This is a genomic window from Streptomyces sp. DSM 42067, assembly GCF_055792885.1.
The window spans coordinates 3,399,850-3,425,100 of sequence record NZ_CM147706.1 but is presented as its reverse complement, the minus strand read 5'-3'; the positions used below and the strand labels follow the sequence as shown (position 1 = coordinate 3,425,100).

At 70.2% G+C, this 25,251-nt stretch carries 20 protein-coding genes; 12 read left to right on the top strand and 8 right to left on the bottom strand.

All coding sequences use genetic code 11. From position 1 onward, the window contains the following. The first annotated feature begins 102 nt into the window (after nucleotides 1-102). Together ACSMXV_RS15890 and ACSMXV_RS15885 are read left to right on the top strand one after the other, a co-directional pair. Entirely contained in the window at nucleotides 103-693 is a 591-nt protein-coding gene (locus ACSMXV_RS15890) for a Uma2 family endonuclease (RefSeq protein ID WP_473178250.1), read from the top strand. Next, entirely contained in the window at nucleotides 693-944 is a 252-nt protein-coding gene (locus tag ACSMXV_RS15885; protein ID WP_473178249.1) for a hypothetical protein, read from the top strand. The genes ACSMXV_RS15890 and ACSMXV_RS15885 overlap by 1 nt, the downstream gene beginning before the upstream one ends. Before the next feature lie 45 nt (nucleotides 945-989). On the opposite strand, the gene ACSMXV_RS15880 is transcribed toward ACSMXV_RS15885, so the two are convergent. Next, the gene (locus ACSMXV_RS15880) at nucleotides 990-2,033 is read right to left on the bottom strand and encodes an aspartate-semialdehyde dehydrogenase (protein WP_473178248.1); all 1,044 of its coding nucleotides are present in this window, start codon (nucleotides 2,031-2,033) and stop codon (nucleotides 990-992) included. A 202-nt stretch (nucleotides 2,034-2,235) separates the two neighbouring features. Between ACSMXV_RS15880 and ACSMXV_RS15875 the strand changes: the two genes are divergently transcribed. Both ACSMXV_RS15875 and ACSMXV_RS15870 read left to right on the top strand, forming a co-directional pair. Next, nucleotides 2,236-2,730, top strand: a complete 495-nt coding sequence (locus ACSMXV_RS15875) for an RNA polymerase sigma factor (RefSeq protein ID WP_473178247.1) — start codon at nucleotides 2,236-2,238, stop codon at nucleotides 2,728-2,730. A 1-nt stretch (nucleotide 2,731) separates the two neighbouring features. Further along, on the top strand, nucleotides 2,732-3,475 hold the full coding sequence (locus ACSMXV_RS15870; protein WP_473178246.1) for a hypothetical protein: 744 nt from the start codon (nucleotides 2,732-2,734) through the stop codon (nucleotides 3,473-3,475). 128 nt (nucleotides 3,476-3,603) lie between these two features. Here the strand turns inward: ACSMXV_RS15870 and ACSMXV_RS15865 are convergent, their stop codons facing one another. After that, the gene (locus tag ACSMXV_RS15865) at nucleotides 3,604-6,924 is read right to left on the bottom strand and encodes a S8 family serine peptidase (protein WP_473178245.1); all 3,321 of its coding nucleotides are present in this window, start codon (nucleotides 6,922-6,924) and stop codon (nucleotides 3,604-3,606) included. A gap of 265 nt (nucleotides 6,925-7,189) precedes the next feature. Between ACSMXV_RS15865 and ACSMXV_RS15860 the strand changes: the two genes are divergently transcribed. Further along, nucleotides 7,190-7,651 (top strand): NUDIX hydrolase, encoded by a 462-nt coding sequence (locus ACSMXV_RS15860; RefSeq protein WP_473178244.1) that lies wholly within the window; start codon nucleotides 7,190-7,192, stop codon nucleotides 7,649-7,651. 393 nt (nucleotides 7,652-8,044) lie between these two features. Continuing rightward, nucleotides 8,045-9,799 carry a TIGR03767 family metallophosphoesterase gene (locus tag ACSMXV_RS15855; protein WP_473178243.1) on the top strand — a complete coding sequence of 585 codons (1,755 nt, stop codon included), beginning with the start codon at nucleotides 8,045-8,047 and terminating at the stop codon, nucleotides 9,797-9,799. Between the two features lie 79 nt (nucleotides 9,800-9,878). Here ACSMXV_RS15855 and ACSMXV_RS15850 read toward each other — a convergent pair whose 3' ends face one another. After that, entirely contained in the window at nucleotides 9,879-10,949 is a 1,071-nt protein-coding gene (locus tag ACSMXV_RS15850; RefSeq protein ID WP_473178242.1) for a hypothetical protein, read from the bottom strand. Nucleotides 10,950-11,274: 325 nt separating this feature from the next. Continuing rightward, the gene (gene pepN / locus ACSMXV_RS15845; RefSeq protein ID WP_473178241.1) at nucleotides 11,275-13,869 is read right to left on the bottom strand and encodes an aminopeptidase N; all 2,595 of its coding nucleotides are present in this window, start codon (nucleotides 13,867-13,869) and stop codon (nucleotides 11,275-11,277) included. Nucleotides 13,870-13,982: 113 nt separating this feature from the next. Here pepN and ACSMXV_RS15840 point away from each other — a divergent pair, with 113 nt between their 5' ends. Beyond that, complete coding sequence (locus ACSMXV_RS15840; RefSeq protein ID WP_473178240.1) at nucleotides 13,983-14,621, top strand: mycothiol-dependent nitroreductase Rv2466c family protein; 639 nt, start codon at nucleotides 13,983-13,985, stop codon at nucleotides 14,619-14,621. 118 nt (nucleotides 14,622-14,739) lie between these two features. On the opposite strand, the gene ACSMXV_RS15835 is transcribed toward ACSMXV_RS15840, so the two are convergent. Beyond that, nucleotides 14,740-16,164, bottom strand: coding sequence for an amino acid permease (locus ACSMXV_RS15835; RefSeq protein WP_473178239.1), 1,425 nt, complete (start codon nucleotides 16,162-16,164; stop codon nucleotides 14,740-14,742). A gap of 169 nt (nucleotides 16,165-16,333) precedes the next feature. Next, complete coding sequence (locus ACSMXV_RS15830; protein ID WP_473178238.1) at nucleotides 16,334-17,767, bottom strand: amino acid permease; 1,434 nt, start codon at nucleotides 17,765-17,767, stop codon at nucleotides 16,334-16,336. Nucleotides 17,768-18,103: 336 nt separating this feature from the next. On the opposite strand from ACSMXV_RS15830, the gene ACSMXV_RS15825 reads away from it, so the two are divergent. After that, nucleotides 18,104-18,694, top strand: coding sequence for a biotin transporter BioY (locus tag ACSMXV_RS15825; protein WP_473178237.1), 591 nt, complete (start codon nucleotides 18,104-18,106; stop codon nucleotides 18,692-18,694). A 110-nt stretch (nucleotides 18,695-18,804) separates the two neighbouring features. Here the strand turns inward: ACSMXV_RS15825 and ACSMXV_RS15820 are convergent, their stop codons facing one another. Next, entirely contained in the window at nucleotides 18,805-20,244 is a 1,440-nt protein-coding gene (locus ACSMXV_RS15820) for an amino acid permease (protein WP_473178236.1), read from the bottom strand. 195 nt (nucleotides 20,245-20,439) lie between these two features. On the opposite strand from ACSMXV_RS15820, the gene ACSMXV_RS15815 reads away from it, so the two are divergent. Together ACSMXV_RS15815 and ACSMXV_RS15810 are read left to right on the top strand one after the other, a co-directional pair. After that, nucleotides 20,440-20,925 carry a ribose-5-phosphate isomerase gene (locus ACSMXV_RS15815; protein ID WP_181863737.1) on the top strand — a complete coding sequence of 162 codons (486 nt, stop codon included), beginning with the start codon at nucleotides 20,440-20,442 and terminating at the stop codon, nucleotides 20,923-20,925. Nucleotides 20,926-20,994: 69 nt separating this feature from the next. Next, the gene (locus tag ACSMXV_RS15810; RefSeq protein WP_181660174.1) at nucleotides 20,995-21,807 is read left to right on the top strand and encodes an Fpg/Nei family DNA glycosylase; all 813 of its coding nucleotides are present in this window, start codon (nucleotides 20,995-20,997) and stop codon (nucleotides 21,805-21,807) included. A 303-nt stretch (nucleotides 21,808-22,110) separates the two neighbouring features. On the opposite strand, the gene ACSMXV_RS15805 is transcribed toward ACSMXV_RS15810, so the two are convergent. Continuing rightward, entirely contained in the window at nucleotides 22,111-23,340 is a 1,230-nt protein-coding gene (locus ACSMXV_RS15805; protein WP_473178235.1) for a GNAT family N-acetyltransferase, read from the bottom strand. A gap of 163 nt (nucleotides 23,341-23,503) precedes the next feature. Between ACSMXV_RS15805 and ACSMXV_RS15800 the strand changes: the two genes are divergently transcribed. Together ACSMXV_RS15800 and ACSMXV_RS15795 are read left to right on the top strand one after the other, a co-directional pair. Continuing rightward, the gene (locus tag ACSMXV_RS15800; RefSeq protein ID WP_473178234.1) at nucleotides 23,504-24,652 is read left to right on the top strand and encodes a PP2C family protein-serine/threonine phosphatase; all 1,149 of its coding nucleotides are present in this window, start codon (nucleotides 23,504-23,506) and stop codon (nucleotides 24,650-24,652) included. Nucleotides 24,653-24,805: 153 nt separating this feature from the next. Continuing rightward, complete coding sequence (locus ACSMXV_RS15795; protein WP_473178960.1) at nucleotides 24,806-25,246, top strand: HD domain-containing protein; 441 nt, start codon at nucleotides 24,806-24,808, stop codon at nucleotides 25,244-25,246. Nucleotides 25,247-25,251: the final 5 nt, after the last annotated feature.

The following is a 25,251-nucleotide window of genomic DNA, read 5'->3' as shown; positions in this document are numbered from 1 at the left end:
CTTGCACGCCGGGGCGGGTTCACCCGATCGTGGCGAAAGACAGCTACCTTGGATTTGTCGGCCGCCGCCGTTCCTACGCTGAGCGGGAAAGGAGGCGCCGCGATGACCCTGATGCACCACGAAACTGTCGAGGACGTCATGCGGAGCAAGGACGGGCACGAACTGCTGCGCTTTCTGGAGACGCTCCCCGAGCTCGATCAGCTGAAGATCGAGCTCATCGACGGAAAGATCGTGATGCAGGCATCGGCGGCACCGTTCCACAACCGCATCGTGACCAAGCTGGCCACGCAGTTCGACGCGGCGGGCTGGGAGGCCCTCCCCGAGCAGGCCCTGATCTCCGAGATCTCCAGCTTCGAGCCCAAGGCGGATCTCACCGTCACCACTTCCGAGGCGATCCAGGACAACCCCAACCCGTTCCCCGCGTACCGGGTCGATCTGGTCATCGAGGTCGTCTCCTCGGACAGGGACAGCGACTACATCAAGAAGCGCATGTGGTACGCGATGAGCGGGATCCCGCTCTACCTGCTCATCGACCCCAACGAAGGCCTCATCGAGCTGCACTCCCAGCCGGAGAAGATGACCTACCGCAGGGTCGACCCGTACCAGTTCGGTGCTGCCATCGAGCTGCCGGAACCGTTCTCGTTCGCGGTCGACACCTCGCAGTTCAAGCTCTACCCGCCGAAGCTGCCGTGATGGGCGAAGACGAGGCCGCAAGGCAGCAGGCGGAGGCCTTCGCCGGGTGGGACGGCAGCGCGGACGACGCCGAGCTCTCGGGAGTCGGCCGTCGCGCACGGACCGGACGCCGAATGACAGGACGTTCATGGCGCGAGGTGCGTGCAGAGGCCATGGAGCGCCATCCGTGGCTGAACTCTCCCGAGGCCGAGCTGGCGCGGGCGCGGATGCGCGCCGAGACCACCGCCCGGATCTGTGGGGACGATGAGTGAGGGGAACGGCCACCGGTCGGTGGCCGCCCCCCTCACCGCGTACGACTAGCGGCCCAGCTCCGCCGCCACCAGCTCCGCGATCTGCACCGCGTTCAGCGCCGCGCCCTTGCGGAGGTTGTCGTTGGAGACGAACAGCGCTAGGCCGTTCTCGACGGTCTCGTCGACGCGGATGCGGCCCACGTACGACGGGTCCTTGCCCGCGGCCTGCAGCGGGGTCGGGATCTCCGAGAGCTCGACGCCGGGGGCGTCGGCCAGCAGCTCCGTGGCGCGCTCGACGCTGATCGGGCGGGCGAAACGGGCGTTGACCTGCAGGGAGTGGCCCGAGAAGACCGGGACGCGCACGCAGGTGCCGGAGACCTTGAGCTCCGGGATCTCCAGGATCTTGCGGGACTCGTTGCGGAGCTTCTGCTCCTCGTCGGTCTCGTTCAGGCCGTCGTCGACGATCGAGCCCGCGAGGGGGAGCACGTTGAAGGCGATGGGGCGCTTGTAGACGCCCGGCTCCGGGAAGTCCACGGCCTCGCCGTCGTGCGTGAGCTTGTCCGCGTCGGCGATGACCTTCTGCGCCTGGCCGTGCAGCTCGGCGACGCCCGCGAGGCCCGAGCCGGAGACGGCCTGATAGGTGGCGACGACGAGCGCCTCGAGGCCCGCCTCCTGGTGCAGCGGACGCAGGACCGGCATCGCGGCCATCGTCGTGCAGTTCGGGTTGGCGATGATGCCCTTGGGGCGGTTCGCGATCGCCTCGGGGTTCACCTCGGAGACCACCAGCGGGACCTCGGGGTCCTTGCGCCAGGCCGACGAGTTGTCGATCACGACCGCGCCCTGCGAGGCGACCTTCTCGGCCAGCGCCTTCGAGGTCGCGCCGCCCGCGGAGAAGAGCACGATGTCCAGGCCCGTGTAGTCGGCGGTGGAGGCGTCCTCCACCGTCACCGGGGTGCCCTTCCAGTCGATCGTCGAACCGGCCGACCGGGCCGAGGCGAACAGGCGCAGCTCGTCGACGGGGCTGTGTCCGTTCTTTCCGGCCCGCTCGTCGAGGATCCTGAGCATGACTGTGCCGACCTGACCGGTGGCTCCGACGATTCCGACCCTCACGAGGACTCCTTCGTGCATGTGTGTGGCTGAGCTGCGGGTGCGGCTCCATGATGCGTATGCCCCCGGCCGCTTTTCCAATCCATTGTCCGAGGGGCGGGACGGTTCGCGGACAGGGACGGTCACGCGAACGTTTCGGGGCGCTCCGGCGTCGTAGGGGAAATGCGGGGAGGGGAGGGTGGCATTGCTGCGGCGAAAAGTCCGAATGGTCCGTGACGCGGATCCGCTGGACGCGGCCCAGGAGGACCGGGTGCGGGCCGTGCTGGCACTGGGGGGAGTGCCGTACGTGGATCTGCCGGACGGGGTGCAGCAGGTCAGGCTCAGGCTGTTGGAACGGGCCGCGAAGGGGCAGGACGCGCCGCGCGACGTGTCCGCGTGGGCCGCGGTCGTCGCGTCGAACCTGGCCATGGACTGGCACCGGGCACGCCGCCGCCAGGAGCGGCTCGGCGAGCGGCTGGCCTCGCTGCGGCAGGAGCACCCGGTGGTCGAGGAGACCCGGGTGCTCTCGCTCGCCGTGGCCGAGGGCCTGGACACGCTGCCGGACGACCAGCGTCAGGTCGTGGTGCTGCGCTTCTACGCGGATCTGCCGGTACGGGGCATAGCGGAGCAGCTCGGCATCCCCGAGGGGACGGTCAAGAGCAGGCTGCACACGGCCGTACGGGCGCTGCGGGCACGGCTGCACGAGGACGAGGTGGTGTGACGTGGCCGGGGAGAATGCGTACGGGTCGTACGAGGACGCTCTGATGCTGGCGATCACCGACGCGCCCGTACCGGACGAGATCCGGGGGAATACCGACTTCATGGCGGAGTACGACGCCGCTGTGACGGATCTCGCACTGCTGAGGGAGCAGCTGCGGACGGCGGGGGACACGCTGGCTCGGCGTCCGGAGCCGCGTCCCGTGCAGCGCGCGGTGGGGGTCCGGCCCGGTCGCGTCCGGCGCGGCTTCACCCTGGCGCTCGGCGTCGTGGCGGCGACGGCCGCCGCCGCCATGGTCGTCGGAGCCGGCTGGCTGGTGACGCAGGCCGGGAGCGGGGCGAGCGACAGCGCTGCTGCCGACAAGAGCGCGGTACAGGAGGAGAACGGCGACGCCAAGGCAGGTGCCGGGAGCCACAGCCAGTCCGCCGAGGGGTACGTGGCCTGCGCCCGTCTGATCGTCGAGGGCACCGTGGAGCGCGTCGAGCCCGTCACGGGCTCTCGGCTCGACCTCATCCACCTGGACGTGGAGCGCTACTACAAGCCGAGCAGCGGGAAGGAGCAGATCTCGTTCCCGATGGACGTGGACGTGGATCCCCGTCTGAAACAGGGCGACCACGTGCTGATCGGCATCCCGCTCGGCCAGGCGACGCCGGACATCTGGTCCGTGGGCAAGGACGTCGCCGACGAGCGGGACTGGATCACGAAGGCGCTGCCCAAGGCCCGCGGCATGGAGTGCGGCGGCGACTGAGCCGGCGGGAGCGCGGGGGCCCGGCGGGGGACCCGGCAGCGGGGGAGCGGGAGCACGGGGGAAGGGGGAAACAGAAGGGGCGGGCGCCCGCAAGAGCGCCCGCCCCTCCCTGCGAGGGGGTCACCCCGTTACGGCGTGACCTTCTCGATCTTCACGCTGCCGACGCCCGCGACCGTGCCGCGCCCGTTCAGCAGCTGCACCTCGCCGAAGAACTCGCGTCCCTCGGGAGCCGCCGCGTTCGCGACGACCTCGGCCGTGACGTCCGTCGACGCGCCGTGGCCGAGCTGCACCGCCTTCGACTCGTCGACCTTGACCTCACCGAGCGACGAGGAGAAGAAGACGTCGAGGTAGTCGTACGCCGTCGAGCCGGACGGGATGCCGTAGCCGTAGACCTCGATGGTGTACGTGCCCGCGGCGGGCTTCGAGAGGCTCACGGACTCCTCCGAGTCCCCGTCGGCGGACGAACCGACCTCCTCGCCGGCCTCGTCGTAGACCACCAGGTCGAGGTCCGCCGCCGCGTCCGACACATTGCCGATCGCGACGTCGAGCCGCTCCGCGCCCTCGGGCACGACGACCGTGGTGGTCTGCGTCTCGCGCTCCGCGATGGTCGGCCGCGTGGTCTTCGAGGAACCGAGCGGACCGCCCTTGAGGGCCCCGTCGATCGCCGCGAAGCCGTTCGTCACCTTCCAGGAGACGGCGGCCGGGGTGCCGGCCTTGGCCTCCGGGATCGTCTGCACGGCCGGGTCGAAGGCCGCGCCGAGCACGGTGACGTCGAGCTTGTACGGGTTGTCGAGCAGCGGCGACGTGCGGCGCGACTCGACCTCGATCTCCCAGACGCCCGGCTGCGGGTTCGCGTACGAGCGCAGGTCGGGGCGGCAGCCGTTGCCGTTGAGGTAGTTGTTGTAGCAGTTCGGCGTGGAGGTCACATCGACAGGGACGCCGTACGGGTGGATCGCGATGAACCGGGTCTGGCTCTTGCCCACCAGCCCGCCGATCGCGACCTCGAGCGACGTGGCGCCTTCGGGCACCGTCACGAAGTACGACTTGGTGCTGTTGCGCTGCACCGAGCCGGAGGCGGCGAAGGTGTACGAGCCGCTCGTCAGGTCGTTGGACACGACGACCGTGTTGAGGATCTGCTTGTCGACACCCTCGGTGCTCGGGTCGTCCAGCTCCAGGATCGCGCTGCGGACGCCCGAGTAGCGAGGCTTCGCGGCGATCTTCACGGTGACCGGCTTGTTCAGACCGAGGCTGATCTCGTCCGGGCCGACGATCGAGAAGGTGTCACCCGAGTTGTTGGCCAGGTCCAGCTCGTGGCGGACCGCCCGGTCGGGTCCCGAGGTGCGGGTGACCGTGACCTCGTAGACCTTCTTCTGACCCAGCTTCAGACCGCCCTCGCGGTCGTAGACGCCGGTGCCGACGCCGGGCTCCGCGAGGAACTCATCGATGTTGGTGTCGACGGGCGCCTTGACCGTGTACTCGTGGGCGGTGGCTCCGTCCTTGACGGCCTCCCACGCGCCGGGCACGTTGACCAGGCCCGCGCCCTCCTCGTACGCCTGCACAGCGGTGATGTGGTGCGCGGTGCTGGTCAGCGCCGTGCGCAGCTTCGCCGGGGTGAGGTCGATGCCCTTCGCCTTGGCGGCGGACAGCAGCAGCGCGGAGGCGCCGGCGGCCTGCGGGGACGCCATCGAGGTGCCCTGCAGCATGCCGTAGCCGGCCGGAAGGCTGTAGCCCGACTCGGCGACCGGCTGGCCCGCCACCCAGGTCTGGATGGTGTTGATCGCGGCACCCGGCGCGGAGATGGTCGGTGCGAAGCCGCCGTCCTCACGCGGGCCGCGCGAGGAGAAGGGGAACATGGCGTACTTCTTCTCCACGACCGAGCCGTAGTTGGCGGCCCAGGTCTCCTTGGAGACGGTGGCACCGACGGAGAGCACCTTGTCGGCGAGCGACGGGTCGCCGATCGTGTTGGTACCCGGGCCGGAGTTGCCGGCCGAGATGACCAGCTGCACGCCGTAGTCGTCGATGAGGCGCGTGTAGAGGCGGGCGCGCGCGTTGTTGCCGTCGTTGAGCGCCGGCAGACCGCCGATGGACATGTTGACGATGTCCACGCCGCGGTTGATGACCAGGTCGGCCATGCCCTCGGTCAGCGCGATGTTGGTGCAGCCGCCGGACCAGGTGCAGGCACGGGACGACACCAGCTTGGCGCCGGGCGCCTGGCCGTTCATCTTCCCGCCGAACAGGCTGTTGGCCGCAGTGATGCCCGCCACGTGGGTGCCGTGGGAGCCCTCGATGACACCGATGTTGACGTAGTCGGCCTTGTCGCCGGCCGCGTTGTAGACGACGTCCTTGCGGATCTCGGCGACGAACGGGATGCGCTCGACGACCTCGGTGGACGGGTCGTCCGTGCCGAAGTAGCCGATCTGGAAGCCGTCCTTGTACGGCTTCATCGCCGTCTCGTCGGTGAAGTCCAGGTCGTCGTCGAGGTCGACGGTCATGGTGCCCGCGGCGGCGTCGTACAGCACGCCCCAGACGTCGGTGGTGTCGCCGTCGCGGTTGAGGTCACCGGCCATGTCGCCGCCGGTGGTGGCGGCCTCGGCGAAGTAGTTGAACTTGTAGCCGCCGGCGGGGGCGGTGAACTTCTCGGTGCCCTGGCTCGCCGTGGTGATCGTGAAGCTCGGACCGGACACCGAGGTGGTCATACGGCGCCAGGTGCCGTCACCGTCGGAGACCGGGTCCGTGGCCGTCACCCAGTCGACGATCTTGCGCTCGCCGGTGGTGGTCTTCTGCAGCGCCGGGTGGCCCAGGTCGACACCGGAGTCGAGGATGCCGATGGTGATGCCGCGGCCGTCGTACGTCGGGTGGTCCTGGACGAAGTCGACCGAGCCCGTCTCGAAGGACGGGTTGTACGGGTTCTTGGCCGGGGTGCTCTTGCCGGGGGCGGCGTAGGTGCCCTCGGCGGCGGTGCCGGCGCCCTTGGCCTTGTCGGCGGCCGGGGTCGGGTCGTCCAGCGGGATCTCCTGCTTGAGGTCGATCGCCTGGACGGAGGAAAGTTTCTGCGCGGCCGCGATGGCCTTGTCCGCCTTGGCGGTGGGCACCGTGGCGCGGACGTAGCCGAGCTTGTCGATGGTCTTGCCGACCAGGCCGCCGTCGACCGTGTCGAGCTGCTCGGCGACCTGCTCGGTATTGCCGGGGGTCGTCGCCACCATGAAGGTGACGTTCTTGTCGCCCTCGGCCTTGGCCTCGGCGAGGAGCTCGGCGTCGGCCGAACCAAGCTTGTCGTCGGCCGACTTGACGGGCGCGTCGGCAGGTGCCGACGTCGGGTCCGCGTCCGCGGAGAAGGCCATGGGTAGCGGCCCGGCCGCGGAGAGCGCGGCCACCAGGCCCGCGGCCACGACGACGCGGGCCACGCGTCTCGCACCGGACACGGGTGCGCGCTGGGAGTCGGAGGTCATCAGCATCCTTGTGGGTGAAGGTCCGGAACTCTCGTACGTCAGTCCGGAATTCGGTGCCTGATGGCCGCTCAGCTTTACGTATGAGACCACTGTTTGTGGAGTTTTTGCCTGTGGCGGATTGGGGTCGTGGCGTACTTCCGCCATACGCCATGGGCGGTAAGGCGGGTGATAGGGGGATTTGGGTCGTGTGACGCGCGTAGGCGACGCAGTGGCCCGGGGGCCCGACGGGTAGGTGTGGTGAGCCGACGCGGCCTAACGTCTGCGCATGCAGAAGGAACTGAGGGTGGCGGCCTACGCCGTGTGCGTGAGGGACGGTCAGATGCTGCTCGCCCGCTGGGTGGCGGGCGACGGCAGCAGGCACTGGACGCTGCCGGGCGGGGGCATGGACCACGGCGAGGACCCTTACGACACCGTGATCCGCGAGGTCGACGAGGAGACCGGCTACACGGTTCAGCCGGCGGCGCTGCTCGGCGTCCACTCGGTGCTGCGCCGCTATCCGCGCAGGCTCGGCACGGTCGCCGACTTCCACGGGCTGCGCATCGTCTACGAGGCGCAGATCACCGGCGGCGCCCTGCGGCATGAGGAGAACGGCTCCACGGACATGGCCGCCTGGCACGCGCTGGAGGAGGTCGAGCGGTTGCAGCGGGTCGAGCTCGTCGACATCGGACTGCGGATGTGGCGGGAGCGGCCGGCCGACGGCCATGCGGTGCCGGAGCGCCGCACGTAGCTCCAGCGCCCTCGAACCGGCTCAGCGCCGCTCAGTGCCCTGGAACCGGCTCAGCGCCCTGGAACCGGCTCAGCGCCCTGGAACCGGCTCAGCGCCCTGGAACCGGCTCAGCGCCCTGGAACCGGCTCAGCGCCCTGGAACCGGCTCAGCGCTCTAGAACCGCTCCAGTACCCCGGAAAGTGAACGCGGAGTGACTGCCTCCTCTCTGGCCGGAGAGGGCTCCGTGTCACGCTGGGTAGTCCAAGATCCACGTCCGGCGATCGGTGCTGCCCGTTGCCGCCGAGTTAACGCGCAGGTCATCCCCACTGCCAACGATCCAGGGGAAACGAGGAGTTCGCACTCCTGACTCCTCGTGCCCACTGCCGACGCGTTCGCACTCGGGGAGACCGCGCCATGTCGCGCATACGCTCAGTGGCCACAGCCGCTGCCGCCGCCACGTCCGTCAACCGCCGTACGCTGCTCGCCGCCACCGGAGCCGTGTCCCTCTCCGCAGGCATCGGCTACGCGCTCCGTCCCGCCAGCGCGGAGGCGGCAGCGGCCCCGACGGCGCTCCCGACGGCGGTCTCCGTGTCCTCCCGCAAGGCCCCCGCCGCACCGCTCGCCCCGTACGAGGAGGGCACCACCCTCGCCACGGTCGCCGCGCCCCGCTCGGGAGCGTCCGGCTACCGGCGGCTCGGCGACGGCCCGGCCTGGCAGCGCGTCGTACGGTCCGATCTGGCCGCCCCCAGGTCCGGCCGCACCGAACGGCGCACGGCCCTCGCCGCGTTCGTGCAGTTCACGGACCTGCACATCGTCGACGTCCAGCACCCGCTGCGCTACGAGTACCTGCGCTCGTCGACCGCCAGCGCCTGGCGGCCGCAGGAGGCCCTCTCCGTGGCCGGTGCGATCTCCCTCGTGGAACGCGTCAACGCGCTGCGCGGCGCCCCCGCCACCGGAGCGCCGCTGCACTTCGTCATGACGACCGGCGACAACACCGACAACAACGCACGCTCCGAGCTCGAATGGTTCCTGAAGACCATGAGCGGCGGCCGCATCACACCCAACACCGGCGACCCCCGCCGCTACGAGGGTGTCCAGGACTCGGGCCTGAAGCTGTACTGGCAGCCGGACGACGCCCTGCGGGACGCGGACAAGCAGCTCGGGTTCCCGCGCATCGACGGGTTCCTGGAGGCGGCCATCCGCGAGGTGCGCAGCCCGGGCCTCAACCTCCCCTGGTACTCGACGGTCGGCAACCACGACTCGCTGCCGGGCGGCTGCTACGCGCCCGGCGACTCCTTCTTCGCCGACTTCGCCGTGGGCGGGCGCAAGCTGATGTCGCTGCCCGAGGCGCAGGGCGCGGCCTTGTGGAAGAACGTCAAGCAGGGCGGCGACCCCAAGGGCGCGGTCTTCAAGGAGGTACTGAAGAGCGAGGCGCGGCGCATGCGTTCGGTCACGCCGGACGAGTCCCGGGCGCCCTTCACTCCGGCCGAGTACCTCAAGGCGCACCTCGACCCCGCCCACACCGGCCCCGGCCCGTTCGGCCACGGCTACACCGCCGCCAACCTCGCCTCCGGCACCCAGTACTACGCCTTCCGCATCGCCGACGACGTGCTCGGCATCAGCCTGGACACGACCGACCCGGGCGGCCACTACGAGGGTTCGCTCGGCACGGCCCAGCTCAAGTGGCTGGAGCGCACCCTGAAGGCGCACAAGGACGATTACGTCATCGTCTTCAGCCACCACACCAGCAAGACGATGCGCAATCTGAACCGCGACCCCGCGCGCGCGGGCGAGGCCCGGCACGGCGGCGACGAGGTCCTCGCGCTCCTGGGCCGCCACCGGGGTGTCCTGGCCTGGGTCAACGGCCACAGCCACAAGAACAAGATCACCCCGCACGGCACCTTCTGGGAGATCTCGACCGCGTCCCACATCGACTTCCCGCAGCTGGCCCGAGTGATCGAGTTGGTGGACAACAACGACGGCACCATCTCGCTGTTCACCACACTGATCGAGTCCGCGGCCCCGCACGGAACAGACTTCACGGACCTGTCCCAGACAGGCCTCGCCGCCCTCTACCGGGAACTGTCGTTCAACGCCCCGGGACGGCGCGACACCCTGTCCGGCACGGCAGGCGACCGCAACACGGAGCTGGTCCTCAAGAAGGCGTGACGCGCAACGGTGAAGGGACGGACCCGGTCCTGCGGGATCCGCCCCTTCACTCCCCTCCGGTTGGTTTCCATCCGGTACGTCAGCGGGGCAGCACCACCACATACGCCGCCGGTTCGCGGTCGGCGGAGGCCATGAGCGCCGTCCGTACCACCGTCGCCTGTTGCTCGAGCGAGTCACGCAGCTTCTTCGGCGTGAGGTGGACGACGGTGATGCCGAGCCTCTCCAAGTGCTCGCGCTTGAGGGCGTACTCCGACCACAGCGCGTCCTCGTCCTGGCGGGGCGCCCGAGTGTCCAGCTCGACGGCCACCGCCTGGTCGGGCCAGTACGCGTCCACGCCACCCAGGTGCGGCCCTCCCGGCAGCCGCAGGTCCACGTTCCACAGCGGGTCGGGCAGCCGGTGCTCACGCACCATCCGGTACAGCCGGTCCTCCGCGATGGCCCGTCCCTCGGCGAGCAGCGATTCGACGGCGTCCACGACGTGCGGCCGGTTCAGCAGCTGCGCCTCGGCCAACTCCCGTACGACGGCTGCCGGGTCGCAGTGACCGCCTCGTACCGCCTCGGTGAGCAGGCGGCGTACCGCCTCGGCGTCCGACAGCTCCGCGACCGCGTCGGCGAGCGCCCGCGGCACCGGCGCCACCGGCAGGCCGGTGACCTGCTCCGGTACGGGCAGCTCGGGCGCGCGGACCAGCCGGGCGAAACCCGTCGAGCGCAGCCGACGCGTGCGCGGCACCAGCACGTCGATGCGGTTGAGGGAGAGCAGCGGAGGAGCGGACGGGAGACGGTGCAGCGTGAGCGCCGCCAGGCCGGTGATCATCGCGTCGCCGTAGGAGATCCGCTGCTCTCCCGGGCCATGCGGCTCTCCCGGGGCGGGCTGCGCGGGGACGGTGAGCGCTGCGCGGCGGGGGGACGCGTTCCCGGCGTAGAGCAGCACGGCGTGCAGCCGTTCCTCGCTGGTGGGTGGCCCGGAGTGGAGCAGATGGACGCCGGGCAGGAGCTGCTGCCAGGGCCCGCCGGGCCGGCAGCGCGCGTTCGTCTCCGCACTGGAGACACCGTGCGCCCGCAGCTGCGCGGTGCTCAGCACGCGCAGCCGGACGTCGTAGAGCACGGGGCGGAGCGAGGGGCGGGGGGTGAGCGGGGCGTTGTGGTTCATGCCCCCGGACCTTCCCACCGCCTCTCGGCCCTTTAACCGCTGTTACGCAGCCGTCGAAAAACCCGGACAAGCTCGCCCTAAAGTACGAACGTTCGACACCCGAAACCCGCTGGTCCATTCGGGGTTACGGCCAGCCGTGCCTGCGTTCGGTAACCGCCGCAGCAAACACCCACAGAGGGGGCGCGCCGTCGCGTTGCGGCAAGGCGCGCCGCTCCCGTTGTGGGCAGTCGTTCCGCTGGGCTGGGGGCACCTCCCAGCGGTAGCTGGGGGAGGGTGGGCACAACCCCCGAGCAACGGCGCCCCGGGGTCGTACCCCGAGCACGAGCTACAGCGTCCCGCCGGCGGCACCTGCGGCACCGGCGTCACACGCCTGCCCCCGCAAGGCGCGAGCCAGATCGTCCCGTGCCTCCAGCACGAGACGCCTCAGCGCGGGAGGCGCGGAAAGGTGGCCCTCCAGCCACGCATCCGTGGCACCAAGCGTCTCCGGCGAGTCCTGCAACGCCGGGAACAAGCCCCGCACCACATCCATCCCGATCTGAATGGACCGCTCCTCCCACACCCGCTCGATCGCATCGAAGTACTTCGCGGCATAAGGCGCGAGAAGCCCCCGTTGCGACGGCTGCGCGAACCCTGCGATCGTCGCCTCTACAAGCGCGTTCGACAGCGCGTCGGACTCGACAACGGCCGCCCAGGCCTGCGCCTTGACGGCCGCCGAGGGCCGCGCGGCCAGGCACCGCACCTGGTGCCGCTTGCCCGACGCCGTGTCGTCGCGGGCGAGCTCCGCCGCGAGCACGGCCTCGTCGGCGACCCCGTACACGGCGAGCGGCTCCAGGAGCGACCAGCGCAGCTCCTGGTCGACCTCCAGCCCCTCCAGCTTCTCGGTCCCCTCCAGCAGATCCCGGAGGAACTGCAGATCGGCCTCGCTCGACGTGACGGAGGCGAAGAACCGCGCCCAGGTCAGCTGGTGCTGGCTGCCGGGCTCGGCGAGCCGCAGCTCCCGGAGTGCTCCTTCGGCGAGCAGCCGGCCACCCTCCTCGCGCCACGCGGCCGCCGCGTAGTGCATGTGCGCCGACTTCGTCCAGGCGTGCAGCATCTGCAGCACGCCGATGTCGGACTCCCGGCCCCCGAACCGCAGCACGAGCCCGATGAACTCACGCGCGGGCAGGAGCGCGTCCCGCGTCAGGCTCCACAGCGCGGACCAGCACAGCGCCCGCGCAAGGGGGTCGGTGATGTCGCCGAGGTGCTCCCGCAGCGTGGCGAGCGAGTTCTCGTCGAAGCGGATCTTGCAGTACGTGAGATCGTCGTCGTTGACCAGCACGAGGTCCGGGGCGTCCACCCCCGCGAGCTCGCCGACGACCGTCCGCGCCCCTTCGACATCGGTCTCCACGCGCGCGTACCGCTCCAGATTCCCTTCCGCGGTCAGCCGGTAGAGGCCCACCGCCACCCGGTGCGGCCGCAGGTCGGGGTGCGACTCGGGTGCCTCCTGGACGACGGCCAGCTCGCTGAGGCGCCCCTCGGGGTCCAGCAGCACCTGCGGGGTCAGGGAGTTGACCCCGGCGGTCTGCAGCCACGCCCGCGACCAGCCCGTCATGTCCCGCCCGGAGGTCTCCTCCAGGACCGACAGCAGATCGCCGAGCTGCGTGTTGCCGTACGCGTGCCGCTTGAAGTAGCGCCGGGAGCCCTCCAGGAAGGCGTCACGCCCGGCGTACGCCACCAGCTGCTTGAGCACGGAAGCGCCCTTGGCGTAGGTGATGCCGTCGAAGTTGAGCTTGGCGTCCTCCAGGTCACGGATGTCGGCCGTGATCGGGTGGGTGGAGGGCAGCTGGTCGGCGCGGTACGCCCAGGCCTTGCGGTTGTTGGCGAAGGTGATCCAGCCGCTCGTGAAGCGGGTCGCCTCGACCATCGAGAAGGACCCCATGAAGTCGGCGAACGACTCCTTCAGCCACAGGTCGTCCCACCACTGCATGGTGACGAGATCGCCGAACCACATGTGCGCCATCTCGTGCAGGATGACGTTGGCCCGCCGCTCGTACGCCGCCTGTGTCACCTTGCCGCGGAAGATGTACTCCTCGCGGAAGGTCACACAGCCCGGGTTCTCCATCGCGCCGAGGTTGTACTCGGGCACGAACGCCTGGTCGTACTTCCCGAAGGGGTACGGGTAGTCGAAGTGGTCGTGGAAGAAGTCCAGGCCCTGCTTGGTGACGAGGAAGACGTCGTCCGCGTCGAAGTACCGGGCGAGCCCCTTGCGGCACAGGGCGCCGAGCGGGATCTCCAGCGTCGTACCGTCCTCGAACGTACGCGTGTAGGTGTCCGTCACATGGTGGTACGGGCCGGCGACGACGGCCGTGATGTAGGTGGAGATCGGCTTGGTCTCGGCGAAGTGCCAGATGCCGTCCTTGTGCTCACCGACGCCGTTGGACCACACGGTCCATCCGGCCGGGGCCTGCACCTCGAAGCGGAAAGGTGCCTTGAGGTCCGGCTGTTCGAAGTTCGCGAAGACGCGACGGGAGTCGGCGGGCTCGTACTGCGTGTAGAGATAGACCTCGCCGTCCTCCGGGTCGACGAAGCGGTGCATGCCCTCGCCGGTGCGGGAGTAGGCGCACTGCGCGTCCACCACCAGCTCGTTCTCGGCGGCGAGATCCTCCAGTGTGATCCGGGAGCCGTCGAACACGTCCCCGGGGTCGAGGTCCCTGCCGTTGAGGGACACGGCCGTGACGCTCGGCGCGATCAGGTCGGCGAAGCTCGTCGCGCCCGGCTCGGCGCAGCGGAACCGGATCGTGGTGACCGAGCGGAACGTACGCGGCTCCTGCTCGCTCCCCCCGACCGCGGAGCGCAGGTCGAGCTCGACCTCGTACCCGTCGACGGACAGCAGCGCGGCCCGCTCGCGGGCCTCGTCGCGGGACAGATTCTCACCGGGCACGGGCACTCCTTCGAAGGTCGGCGGAACAGGGCCGATCCTCTCATCCGGGAATGCGGGGAGGGGCGGGAGCGTTTCCGTGCCCAGATGCCGAACGCGTGCTGATGAGGAGAGCCATGACCGAGAAGACCCCTGTCGACTTCTGGTTCGACCCGCTGTGCCCCTGGGCCTGGATGACCTCCCGGTGGGTCCTGGAAGTGGAGAAGGTCCGCGACATCGAGGTCCGCTGGCATGTGATGAGCCTGGCCGTCCTCAACGAGCCGAAAATCGACGAATTGCCCGAGGAATACCGCGAGATGCTCGCGACGAAGGCCTGGGGGCCTGTCCGGGTGGTCATCGCCGCGCAGCAGGAGCACGGGCCCGAGGTGCTCGGCGACCTCTACACGGCGATCGGTACGCGGGCTCACAACCAGGGCCAGGGCATCGAGAAGGACGTCATCGCCGCCGCACTGAAGGACGTCGGCCTGCCCGAGTCCCTCCTCGACCACTGGGACTCCACCCCGTACGACGCCGAGCTGCGCGCCTCCCACAAGGAGGGCATCGACAAGGTCGGCCAGGACGTCGGCACCCCGGTCATCGCCGTGCCCGGCGCGGACGGCGAGCAGATCGCCTTCTTCGGCCCGGTCGTCACTCCGGCCCCGAAGGGCGAGGAGGCGGCGAAGCTGTGGGACGGCACCCTCCTCGTCGCCTCGGTCCCGGGCTTCTACGAGATCAAGCGCACGCGCACCAAGGGGCCGGACTTCAGCAACCTCTGATCCCGAAGGGACGGGGCGCGTCTGACAACGCGGCTCAGTCGACTGCTCGCGATGAGACGGCCCTCGCACGGACATTCTCCGTGCGAGGGCCGCTCGCTGTCGGTGCGCAGTGCGCGGGTCAGTCCCTCGCCCGTGCCCTCTGCCACGCGTACCCGACGACCGCCAGCAACAGCGTCATCCCGCCCGTCGAGTACAGCTGCACCCGGGTGTCCGGCTGACGCGCCATCAGAATGAAGATCGCGGCCATCCCGGCCAGCGCGACCCAGGTCAGCACCGGGAACGCCCACATCCGCACGACCAGCTTCTCGGGTGCCTCGCGCTCCAGCCCCCGGCGCATCCGCAGCTGGGAGACGGCGATGAAGAACCAGACGACCAGGATGACCGCGCCGATCATGTTCAGCAGCCAGGCGAACACGTCGTCGGGCCGCCAGTAGCTGAGCACCACGCAGACGAAGCCGAAGACGCAGGACGCCAGCACGGCCGCGCGCGGCACACCGCCCGAGACCTTGCCCAGCGCCTTCGGGCCCTGGCCGCGCTCGACCAGGGAGTACGCGATGCGCGAGGAGCCGTAGATGTTGGCGTTCATCGCGGAGAGCAGAGCGACCAGCACGACCACGTTCATCAGCTGCCCGGCGCCCGGGATGCCCAGGTGGTCGAGCGTCGCCACGTACGGGCCCTTCTCGACGACCGCCTTGTCGTCCCACGGCACCAGCGTGACGATGACCGCCATCGAGCCGATGTAGAAGAGCGCGATGCGCCACATCGCGGTGCGCACGGCCTTCGAGACGCCCTCGACCGGCTTCTCGGACTCGGCGGCCGCGATGGTGACCGTCTCGATGCCGCCGTACGCGAACACCGAGGCGAGCAGGCCGATGACCAGGCCTTCGCTGCCGTTCGGCAGGAAACCGCCGTCACCGGTGAGGTTGCTCAGGCCGGGAGCGTCGTTGCCGGGCAGGACACCGAGGATCGCCAGGACGCCGAGGACGAGGAACAGCGTGATCGCGCCGACCTTGAGCGCGGCGAACCAGAACTCGAACTCACCGAAGTTCTTCACGGCCGCCAGGTTCGCCGCGCAGAAGACGACCATGAACAGCGCCACCCATGCCCACTCCGGCGTACCGGGCAGCCAGCCGCTGACGATCTTCGCTGCGCCGATGCCCTCCAGGCCCACGGCCGTGCAGAGCAGCACCCAGAACGACCAGCCCGCGGTGAAGCCGGCCCACGGCCCGATCGCCCGCTCCGCATGCGCGGAGAAGGAGCCCGACGACGGATACGCGGCGGACATCTCACCGAGCATCCGCATCACGAGCATGACAAGGAGACCCGACACCGCATAGGCGATGACGATGGACGGGCCCGCGGCCGCGATGCCCGCACCCGATCCGACGAAGAGCCCGGCGCCGATCACGCCACCGAGGGCGATCATCGACAGATGCCGCTGCTTGAGACCGTGCGAGAGCGAGTCGCCGGCAGGCGCGGCGCTCTCGGAGCGGGTCGGGGTGTCGGCCGGCGAGGGCTCGACGGACGGGGTGGTCCGAGACATGGGCGGGTTGTCCGTTACGTGAGACGGCGTTTCCAACGGCACAGTGTGAACACCAGCCCCGCTCAGACGAAGATCATGACCGATATTCGGACGATGGCTGTGCGGAGCGTGAGTAGCGGAGCGCTGAGCGCGATCAAGCGGGCTGCCGGTGGGCCATCCACCCGAAGGGTCAGGCGGCCCTCCGCTCCATCAACTCGCGGACGCCTGCACACACCAGCACCACCGCCGTCGCCCCCGCCGACCACAGCACCTGCGGCCGCGTCCCGTCGTCCGTCAGCATCAGCACGAGCACGGCCGCCATCCCGGCCAGCGCCGCCCATGTCAGCCACGGGAACGCCCACATCTTCAGCACCAGCCGCTCCGGCGCCTCCCGTTCGATACGCCGCCGCAGCCGCAGCTGCGACACCGCGATCAGCGCCCATACGAGCAGCAGCACGGCGCCGACCGCGTTCAGCATGTAGAGGAAGACCGTGTCGGGCCACTTCAGATTGAGCAGCACGGACACGAAACCGAAGGCCACGGACGCGAGTACCGCGCGCCGCGGGACCCCGCCGCGATCCACCCTGAGCAGCGCCTTCGGCGCCTCGCCACGCTCGGCGAGCGAGAAGACCATGCGGGACGAGCCGTACAGATTCGCGTTCAGCGCCGACAGCAGCGCGACGAACACCACGATGTTCATGATCGTGCCCGCGGACGGCACCCCGATCGAGTCCAGCACCTTCACATACGGGCTGAGTCCCGCCCGCTGCGCCGTCCAGGGCAGCACCGTCACGATGACTAGCATCGACCCGACGTAGAAGAAGAGGATCCGGTACACCGCGCTGCGCACCGCCCGCGCGACCGAGCGGGCCGGATCGTCGGACTCGGCCGCGGCGATCGTCACCACCTCCAGGCCGCCGAAGGCGAAGACGACCGCGAGCACACCGGAGACGACCCCCTCCCAGCCGTGCGGGAGGAACCCGCCGTGCCCCGTGAGATTCGTCAGGCCCACGGGATCGGTGTCCGGCAGCAGTCCGAGGATCGCGAGGACGCCCAGCGCGAGGAAGAGCACGATCGCGGCGACCTTCAGCGCGGCGAACCAGAACTCGAACTCGCCGAAGTTCTTCACGGCGGCGAGATTCACCCCCGTGAAGACCACCATGAAGATCAGCACCCAGGTCCACTGCGGTACCGACGGCACCCAGCCGTGCGCGATCGTCGCCGCGCCCGTCGCCTCCACGGCGAGTACGACGACGAGCATGAACCAGTACAGCCAGCCGACGGTGAACCCCGCCCACCGGCCGAGCGCCCGCTCCGCATGCACCGAGAACGCCCCCGACGCGGGCATCGCCGCCGACATCTCGCCGAGCATCCGCATCACGCACATCGCCAGCGCACCCGCCACCAGATACGACACGACGATCCCAGGACCGGCCACGGCGATCCCCGCCCCGGAGCCGACGAACAGCCCCGCACCGATCACGCCGCCAAGACCGAGCATGGTCAGGTGCCGCTGCTTGAGCCCGCCCGACAGGGGTTCCTGCTCCTGGCCCAGGGGTGCGGCGGTGGCGGAATGCGGCCCCGCGACCGCGGTCCGGGCCTGATCGGGCGGTTCGTTGTGCATGGTGCGGCTCGTGCCCTCGCGGCTCTGGGAGGTCCGGAACGGGTCCGGGAGGCCCAGCGGGGCTGGACCGTCGGGGAGTTCGTGCCTCCGTTGCGGTGTCCCGGCCGATTGGCGAGACCCTACAGTCTCTCCGCGCGCCACCCGCCGACGCAAAACGGGCCATACGCGGATGGCCACCAGTGACAAGCGTCACGCCGTCAGACGCATACCCGGGGCTCTTTGTGAGGAGCCCACGAAGCGCTTGTTCCACCCTTTGTCGGCCGCTGACGGTGATCGGCGACCGGGCGCTGGGATAGCGTCACCCTGTCCCACTGCCGTCACCCAGCGGAGTCCCCGATGAGCACTGCTGCAGTCTCCACCCGCCCCGGCGAGGTCCTCGCCGATCTGCTGCCCGCGTCCGCGTCCCGTGTCCGGGACATCGCGCTCGTGCTCGGCGGTGCCGCGCTCACCGGGGTCGCGGCCCAGATCGCGGTGCCCGTCCCCGGCTCGCCCGTGCCGGTGACCGGCCAGACCTTCGCCGCGCTGCTCGTCGGCACCGCACTGGGCGCCCGCCGCGGCTTCCTGTCGCTCGCCGTGTACACCCTCGTCGGCATGGCCGGCGTCCCGTGGTTCGCCGAGGGCGGCTCCGGAGTCGCCGCCCCGTCCTTCGGCTACGTCCTCGGCATGCTCCTGGCCGCCACCCTGGTCGGTGCGCTGGCCCGCCGCGGCGGCGACCGCTCCATGCTCCGCACCGCCGGCACGATGCTGCTCGGCGAGGCCGTCATCTACGCGATCGGCGTCCCGTACCTGGCCCTCGCCACCGGCATGACGCTGACCCAGGCCGTCGCCGCCGGACTCACCCCCTTCCTCATCGGCGACGCGCTGAAGGCCGCCCTCGCGATGGGCGCGCTGCCCACCGCCTGGAAGCTGGCCGAGCGCCGCGGCTGACGCCCGCTCACAGCCCGCCTGAACGCATACGAAGAAGCCCCCGCGGTGACCGCGGGGGCTTCTTCGTATGCCGTACGTCACTCAGTCGCACGGAAGGGAGCGGAACGGCGTCAGACCTTGGCCCGCTTGGCCTTCTCCCGGACCACCGCGATGCCCACGACCAACGCCCCGACCAGCAGCGACAGCAGCACCGTCTTGCGGCCGTCGTGCTCGGTGTCGGTGAGCATGTACCCGAGGACGAACACGATCAGCGCGATCGTCGCCCAGGTCAGGTACGGGTACAGCCACATGCGGACGACCAGCTTCTCCGGCGACTCGCGCTGGATGATCTTCCGCATCCGCAGCTGCGAGAAGCAGATCACCAGCCAGACGAACAGGGCGACGGCGCCCGAGGAGTTGACCAGGAACAGGAACACCGTGTCCGGGTAGGCGTAGTTGAAGAAGACCGCGACGAACCCGAAGACGACCGACGCCAGGATCGCCACCATCGGCACCCCGCGGCTCGTCGTCCGCGCGAAGGCCTTCGGCGCGTCACCGCGCTCACCGAGCGAGAACGCCATACGGGAAGCGGTGTACAGGCCCGAGTTGAGGCAGGACAGCACGGAGGTCAGAACGATGAAGTTCATGATCTGACCGGCGTTCGGAATGGCCAGCGAGTTCAGCGCGGCGACGTACGAACCGTCCTTGGCGATGCTCGCGTCGTTCCACGGCAGCAGACACACCACGACGGCGATCGAGCCGAGGTAGAAGACGGCGATACGCCAGATGATGCTGTTGGTGGACTTGGTGACCGCGCGCTGCGGGTCCTCGGACTCGCCCGCGGCCAGGGTGGCGATCTCGCTGCCCATGAAGGAGAAGACGACCAGCAGCATGCCGGTGAGGATCGCGCCGGGCCCGTTCGGCAGGAAGCCGCCGTGCTCGGTCAGATTGCCCAGGCCCGCGCTGTCGCTGTCCACGCCCGGCAGCACGCCGAAGATGGCGAGCCCGCCGATGATGATGAACGCCGAGATCGCGACGACCTTGATGCCCGCGAACCAGAACTCGAACTCGCCGTAGGAGGCGACCGAGCCCAGGTTGGTCCCGGTGAGCACCACCATCACGATCAGAGCCCAAGCCCACTGCGGCACGGACGGTATCCAGCCCTCCAGGATCACCGCGCCCGCGGTCGCCTCGACCGCGAGCACGACGACCCAGAAGAACCAGTACAGCCAGCCGATCGAGAAGCCGGCCCAGCGACCCAGAGCACGGTCCGCGTGTGCCGAGAAGGAGCCGGAGGTCGGGTTGGCGGCGGACATCTCGCCGAGCATGCGCATCACGAGGACGACCATCGTGCCGACCAGGGCGTACGACAGGAGGATGCCGGGCCCGGCCGTGGCGATGCCGGAGCTGGAACCGACGAACAGGCCGGCTCCGATGACACCGCCGATGGCGATCATCGAGAGGTGGCGGTTCTTGAGTCCGGCCTTCAGGCCGTCTCCGCCTTCGCCCTGCGGTTTACCGGGGTCGGCGGCCTTGGTGTCTGCCTTCGCAAGGGATGGTTGCGAGGTCATAGACGAATCCTTAAGTTCTCGGGGACGAGCCCTCGCATTCAAACGCAGGGATGTTACGCACGGAAGACGCGATTCCGGATTGTTGTGTTTCGCATAGCGGCACATGTTTCGGATATCGATGCCTCCCGAGGCGCTCGGGAGCGTGTCCCCGACCCGCACGCGGCCACCGGCACCACGGCATGCCACACTCGGATCATGCGCGTGTACCTCGGCTCGGATCATGCCGGCTTCGAACTCAAGAACCACCTCGTCGAGTGGCTCAAGGCCCACGGCCACGAGCCCGTCGACTGCGGGCCCCACATCTACGACGCCCAGGACGACTACCCGCCGTTCTGCCTGCGTGCGGCCGAGCGGACGGCCGCGGACCCGGAGTCCCTCGGCATCGTGATCGGCGGCTCGGGCAACGGCGAGCAGATCGCCGCGAACAAGGTCAAGGGCGTCCGCGCGGCACTGGCCTGGAGCGAGCAGACCGCCTCGCTCGGCCGCGAGCACAACAACGCCAACGTCGTCGCCGTCGGCGCCCGCATGCACACCACGGACGAGGCCGTGAAGTTCGTCGAGACCTTCCTCAACACGCCGTTCTCCGGTGACGAACGTCACGTCCGCCGCATCGACATGCTCTCGGCGTACGAGACGAAGGGCGAACTTCCCCCGATCCCGGCACACCACCCGCAGCAGTAACCGCGGACCGGGGGCGCCGCGCGTTGGTTCGCCGCGAGCGGCGGAGGAAAGACGAGAAGAGGGGAACCCGTGCCGGAGGGGCACACGATCCACCGCCTGGCCAAGGACTACCTGTCACGGTTCGGCGGCCGCCCGGCGCAAGCCGAAAGCCCGCAGGGCAAGTTCGCGGACGCCGCCGCCCTCCTGACCGGCACGGTCCTCACCGACGCGGACGCCCACGGCAAGCACCTCTTCCTCGGCTTCGAGGGCCCGGACTGGGTCCACATCCACCTGGGCCTCTTCGGCAAGGTCGGCTTCGGCGAGGTCCCCGCGCCCCCGCCGACCGAAACGGTCCGCCTCCGTCTGCGCAACGACACGGCGTACGTCGATCTGCGCGGCCCCACGACCTGCGCCCTCATCACGGACACCGAGAAGCAGGCGATACACGACCGCCTCGGCCCCGACCCGCTCCGCCCGGACGACGACCCCGGCCGCGCGTACCGGCGCATCTCCCGCAGCCGTACGAGCATCGCCGCCCTCCTGATGGACCAGAAGGTCATCGCGGGCGTCGGCAACGTCTACCGGGCGGAGGTCCTCTTCCGGCACGGCATCGATCCGTACCGACCGGGCAGGGACCTGACGTACGACGAATGGACCGCCATCTGGGCGGACCTGGTCGAGCTGATGCACGAGGGCGTACGCAACAACCGCATCGACACCGTGCGCCCCGAGCACACCCCCGAGGCGATGGGGCGCCCGCCGCGCGTCGACGACCACGGCGGTGAGGTGTACGTGTACCGCAGGGCGCGCCAGCCCTGCCACATCTGTGGCGGCGAGATCCGCACCGCCGATCTCGCCGCCCGCAATCTCTTCTGGTGCCCCGGCTGCCAGCCGCCCGGATGAACCGAGCCGTGGCTCCGCCGCGCCGCGCGGCGGCGAGCGCGGTCGGCGCGAGCCGGAAACCCCCCTGCTAGGGCCTGTGTCGGAAGTGGCGCCTGCCTCGCGACGCCTGGCACGCACTCCCCCAGCTAACGCTGGGAGGTGCCCCCACGCCGCGTTGCCGAAATGCCCTAGTAGCTCCTCCCCCATTGCCTTAAGGGCATGGGAGGTGCCCCCATCGAGGACATTCCGGCGCCTTGCGATCGCACGCACCAGACGCCGCGAGGCCCGCCCTTCGGGCGAACGACGCCACTTCCGACACAGGCCCTAGAACCCGTGCGGCAGCCACGGCGCCACCGCCGAGGAGAAGGCCACCGAAGCCTCCGTGACCGCACCCGCCCGCAGCTCCCGCACCCGCCCGGCGGCGGCCGGCGCCGACAGGGACACACCGCCGAGGTAGACCGCGCCCAACTCGCGTACGGACAGGACCAGATCGGCGTCCTCGTCCGTCCGCTTGCAGGATGCGCCCTTGCTGTCGCCTGTGAGCCGCCAACGCCCCTGGTTCCAGGGGCAGAAGCCGTCCTCTACCTCGAAGACGACGTCCACCGGCGTCTGGTACGTACGAGCCTCCAGCGCCGCGCCCACATCCACGAGCCGTACGTACAGGGAATCCCGCAGCCGAACCTGGCACCGGCGGATGTCGGACACCAGGTGCTGCCAGGCGTCGTCCACGGGACGGCTGCGCACCTCCAGCGTGGACGTCAGATCGATCTCGAACAGGAACCGCCACAGCGCCGCGTACGCCGCCGGATCGAGCGCTTCGAGGTCGCGCAGGACGATCGTCCCGTTGGGCCCCGCCGTGTCCCACTCGGGCTTGTTGTGGAAGCGGGCATAGCCCACGACCTCCCCGGCCCGCTCGGCCAGCACGCACTGCAGCGGTGAGGAACCCTGCCGGTCGCTCTCCGGGTCGAGCAGCGGAAGCTGTTCCCAGCCGGGCCGCCGGGCGAGCATCCCCGGCCGTCCCGGCACCCGCCGCGCATACACGGCCTCGCACGCCTCCACCACATCACCCGGGGCGGCGAACCGCAGACGTACGTCATCCGTGCCCGGCGGTACGGAGAGCCGGACCCGCGCCGTGTCGATCTCGGCGGACAACAGCTGGGTGGCGGCGCCGTATCCGAACCGGCCGTAGATCGCCGGCTCCGAAGCGGTCAGCACGGCGAGCGGCTCGCCCCAGGAGCGGACGTCGTCCAGCTGACGCCGCATCATGGCCGTGAGCACGCCGCGCCGGCGATGCGTCGCCGCCACGCTCACCATCGTCACGCCCGCCGCGGACACCAGGGCACCACCCGGCACCGTGAGCCTGAACGAGAAGGCCCCCGCCGTCCCCACGCAGTCGTCGCCGTCCCAGGCGCCGAGCGACCGGTCGAACTCGGTCAGGCGGTTCCACAGCGCACGCTCCTCGTCCGCCTCCGGCACTCCGCCGAACGCGAGCACCAGCTTCCCGTACCAGGTGTCCCACTCCGACGGTTGAAGCACCCGCAGGTCTGATGTCATATGCAATCAGTACCAGGGAGTTGAGGCCTGGGCGAGCCTATTTCGCCCAGCCCGCCGGAAGCCGCCACCGAGCCCTCTCAGGACAGCGACGACTGCTCTCAGGAGGGGGACAAGTGGGACCTCCCGTGCGCGGCGCCTGGCCTGATGGATAAGGTCCCGAGCAATGGCAGGACAACGCGCGGCAGCCGAGACGTTCCCGGCCCGGATGAAGAGGCAACTGCACCGGGTCCGCGTCGGCCTGCGCAAATCCGGCGTCGACTACTTCCGCGGAGACGGCTCCGACTGGATAGCCCTCGCCGGTCTGCTGCTGACCGTCCCGCTGATCGCGGGGGTCACGATCGCCAATCCCGTGTGGTGTGCCCCGGCCGTCCTCGTCCTGCCGATCGTGGCGGGCGGCCTGCTGCTGCGCCCCGCGAGCCTCCTCGGCCTGTACGCCGCGGCGGCGACCGCCCTGATCGTGGAGTCGGTGGAACTCGGTCCATACGCGGAGGGTCCCGCCCGGGTCACCCCCGGAACAGTCCTGGTGGTGGCCGCCTGCGGCTTCTTCGGACTGCTGATCGCCCAGTTCCGCAGCCGGGTGGGTGTGCCGTGGCGGCGCGGCGGCACCATGCTGTTCGACCTGCGTGAACGCATCCGCGTGCACGGGAAGCTGCCCGTCCTGCCGACGGGCTGGCACCGCGAGATCGCGCTCCGGCCGGCCGGCGGCCAGTCCTTCTCCGGCGACTTCGTCGTGGCGGCCCGCACCAACGGCGGTCGCACCCTGGAGGTCGTCCTCACGGACGTCTCGGGCAAGGGCATGGACGCGGGCTCCCGTTCCCTTCTGCTGTCCGGAGCGTTCGGCGGCCTCCTCGGGTCCCTGCCGCCGCACGCGTTCCTGCCCGCAGCGAACGGCTATCTGCTGCGCCAGAACTGGGACGAGGGCTTCGCCACCTCCATCCACCTCGTCCTGGACCTGGACTCCGGCGACTACGAACTCTTCACCGCGGGCCACCCGCCGGCCGTACAACTGCACGCGGGTACCGGCCGCTGGGAGGAGAAGGCGGCGGAGGGGCCGCTGCTCGGCGTCTACGACGGAGCCCAGTTCGACCCGGTCAAGGGCTCGTTGCGCCCCGGCGACGTCCTGATGCTCTTCACCGACGGCCTCGTCGAGACCGCCGACCGGGACATCTCGGAGGGCATAGACCGCCTCACCGGCGAGGCCGACCGCTATGTCGCAGGCGGCTTCCACGGGGCGGCCTGGCACCTGATCGAGGCGGTGGCGAAGGACGTCAACGACGACCGGGCGCTGCTGCTGATCTGCCGGGAGACGTGACCGCTCTGCCGGACCCTCGAGGTGCGGCCGCGGGACCCTCGTGGTGCGGACGAGGGCCACCGGACGAGCGAGCCCTCGAATTGCGGATGAGAGCCACTGGACGTACGAGCGCGGGACACTCGACATGTGACGCGGAACAACACCCACGAGATCATGACGCTGCCCGAGGTCGAGACCCTCGCCCGTGAGGCGCACGCGACCCAGACCGACAAGGCGGGCCGCCCCTACACCGAGCATCTGCGCGAGGTGGCCGAGGGCGTACGCGCCCGCGGCGGCAGCGACGAGCAGATAGCCGCGGCCTGGCTGCACGACGCCGTCGAGGACGACGCGCTGTCCGAGGAGTGGCTGCGCGCCGCCCCGCTGACGCAGCGCACCAAGGACATCGTGCTGGCGCTCACCAAGCGCGAGGGCGAGACCCCTGAGGCGTACGCGCGGCGCATTCTGGCCACCCCCGGCGCCCTCCTGGTGAAGGAGGCGGACCTCGCCGACAACGCGGACCCGGCCCGCCTCGCCCTGCTGGACGAGCCCACACGCGCCCGCCTGACACGGAAGTACGCGACGATGAGAGACCTGCTGGGCCTCGCGGCCCACTGACGGCT

What these genes read in the sequence shown, in the direction of transcription:
- ACSMXV_RS15890 (WP_473178250.1), top strand. Translation starts at nt 103, where the DNA reads ATGACCCTGATGCACCACGAAACTGTCGAGGACGTCATGCGGAGCAAG.
- ACSMXV_RS15885 (WP_473178249.1), top strand. Translation starts at nt 693, where the DNA reads ATGGGCGAAGACGAGGCCGCAAGGCAGCAGGCGGAGGCCTTCGCCGGG.
- ACSMXV_RS15875 (WP_473178247.1), top strand. Translation starts at nt 2,236, where the DNA reads ATGGTCCGTGACGCGGATCCGCTGGACGCGGCCCAGGAGGACCGGGTG.
- ACSMXV_RS15865 (WP_473178245.1), bottom strand. Translation starts at nt 6,924, where the DNA reads ATGACCTCCGACTCCCAGCGCGCACCCGTGTCCGGTGCGAGACGCGTG.
- ACSMXV_RS15860 (WP_473178244.1), top strand. Translation starts at nt 7,190, where the DNA reads ATGCAGAAGGAACTGAGGGTGGCGGCCTACGCCGTGTGCGTGAGGGAC.
- ACSMXV_RS15855 (WP_473178243.1), top strand. Translation starts at nt 8,045, where the DNA reads ATGTCGCGCATACGCTCAGTGGCCACAGCCGCTGCCGCCGCCACGTCC.
- ACSMXV_RS15850 (WP_473178242.1), bottom strand. Translation starts at nt 10,949, where the DNA reads ATGAACCACAACGCCCCGCTCACCCCCCGCCCCTCGCTCCGCCCCGTG.
- ACSMXV_RS15840 (WP_473178240.1), top strand. Translation starts at nt 13,983, where the DNA reads ATGACCGAGAAGACCCCTGTCGACTTCTGGTTCGACCCGCTGTGCCCC.
- ACSMXV_RS15835 (WP_473178239.1), bottom strand. Translation starts at nt 16,164, where the DNA reads ATGTCTCGGACCACCCCGTCCGTCGAGCCCTCGCCGGCCGACACCCCG.
- ACSMXV_RS15830 (WP_473178238.1), bottom strand. Translation starts at nt 17,767, where the DNA reads ATGCACAACGAACCGCCCGATCAGGCCCGGACCGCGGTCGCGGGGCCG.
- ACSMXV_RS15825 (WP_473178237.1), top strand. Translation starts at nt 18,104, where the DNA reads ATGAGCACTGCTGCAGTCTCCACCCGCCCCGGCGAGGTCCTCGCCGAT.
- ACSMXV_RS15820 (WP_473178236.1), bottom strand. Translation starts at nt 20,244, where the DNA reads ATGACCTCGCAACCATCCCTTGCGAAGGCAGACACCAAGGCCGCCGAC.
- ACSMXV_RS15815 (WP_181863737.1), top strand. Translation starts at nt 20,440, where the DNA reads ATGCGCGTGTACCTCGGCTCGGATCATGCCGGCTTCGAACTCAAGAAC.
- ACSMXV_RS15805 (WP_473178235.1), bottom strand. Translation starts at nt 23,340, where the DNA reads ATGACATCAGACCTGCGGGTGCTTCAACCGTCGGAGTGGGACACCTGG.
- ACSMXV_RS15800 (WP_473178234.1), top strand. Translation starts at nt 23,504, where the DNA reads ATGGCAGGACAACGCGCGGCAGCCGAGACGTTCCCGGCCCGGATGAAG.
- ACSMXV_RS15795 (WP_473178960.1), top strand. Translation starts at nt 24,806, where the DNA reads ATGACGCTGCCCGAGGTCGAGACCCTCGCCCGTGAGGCGCACGCGACC.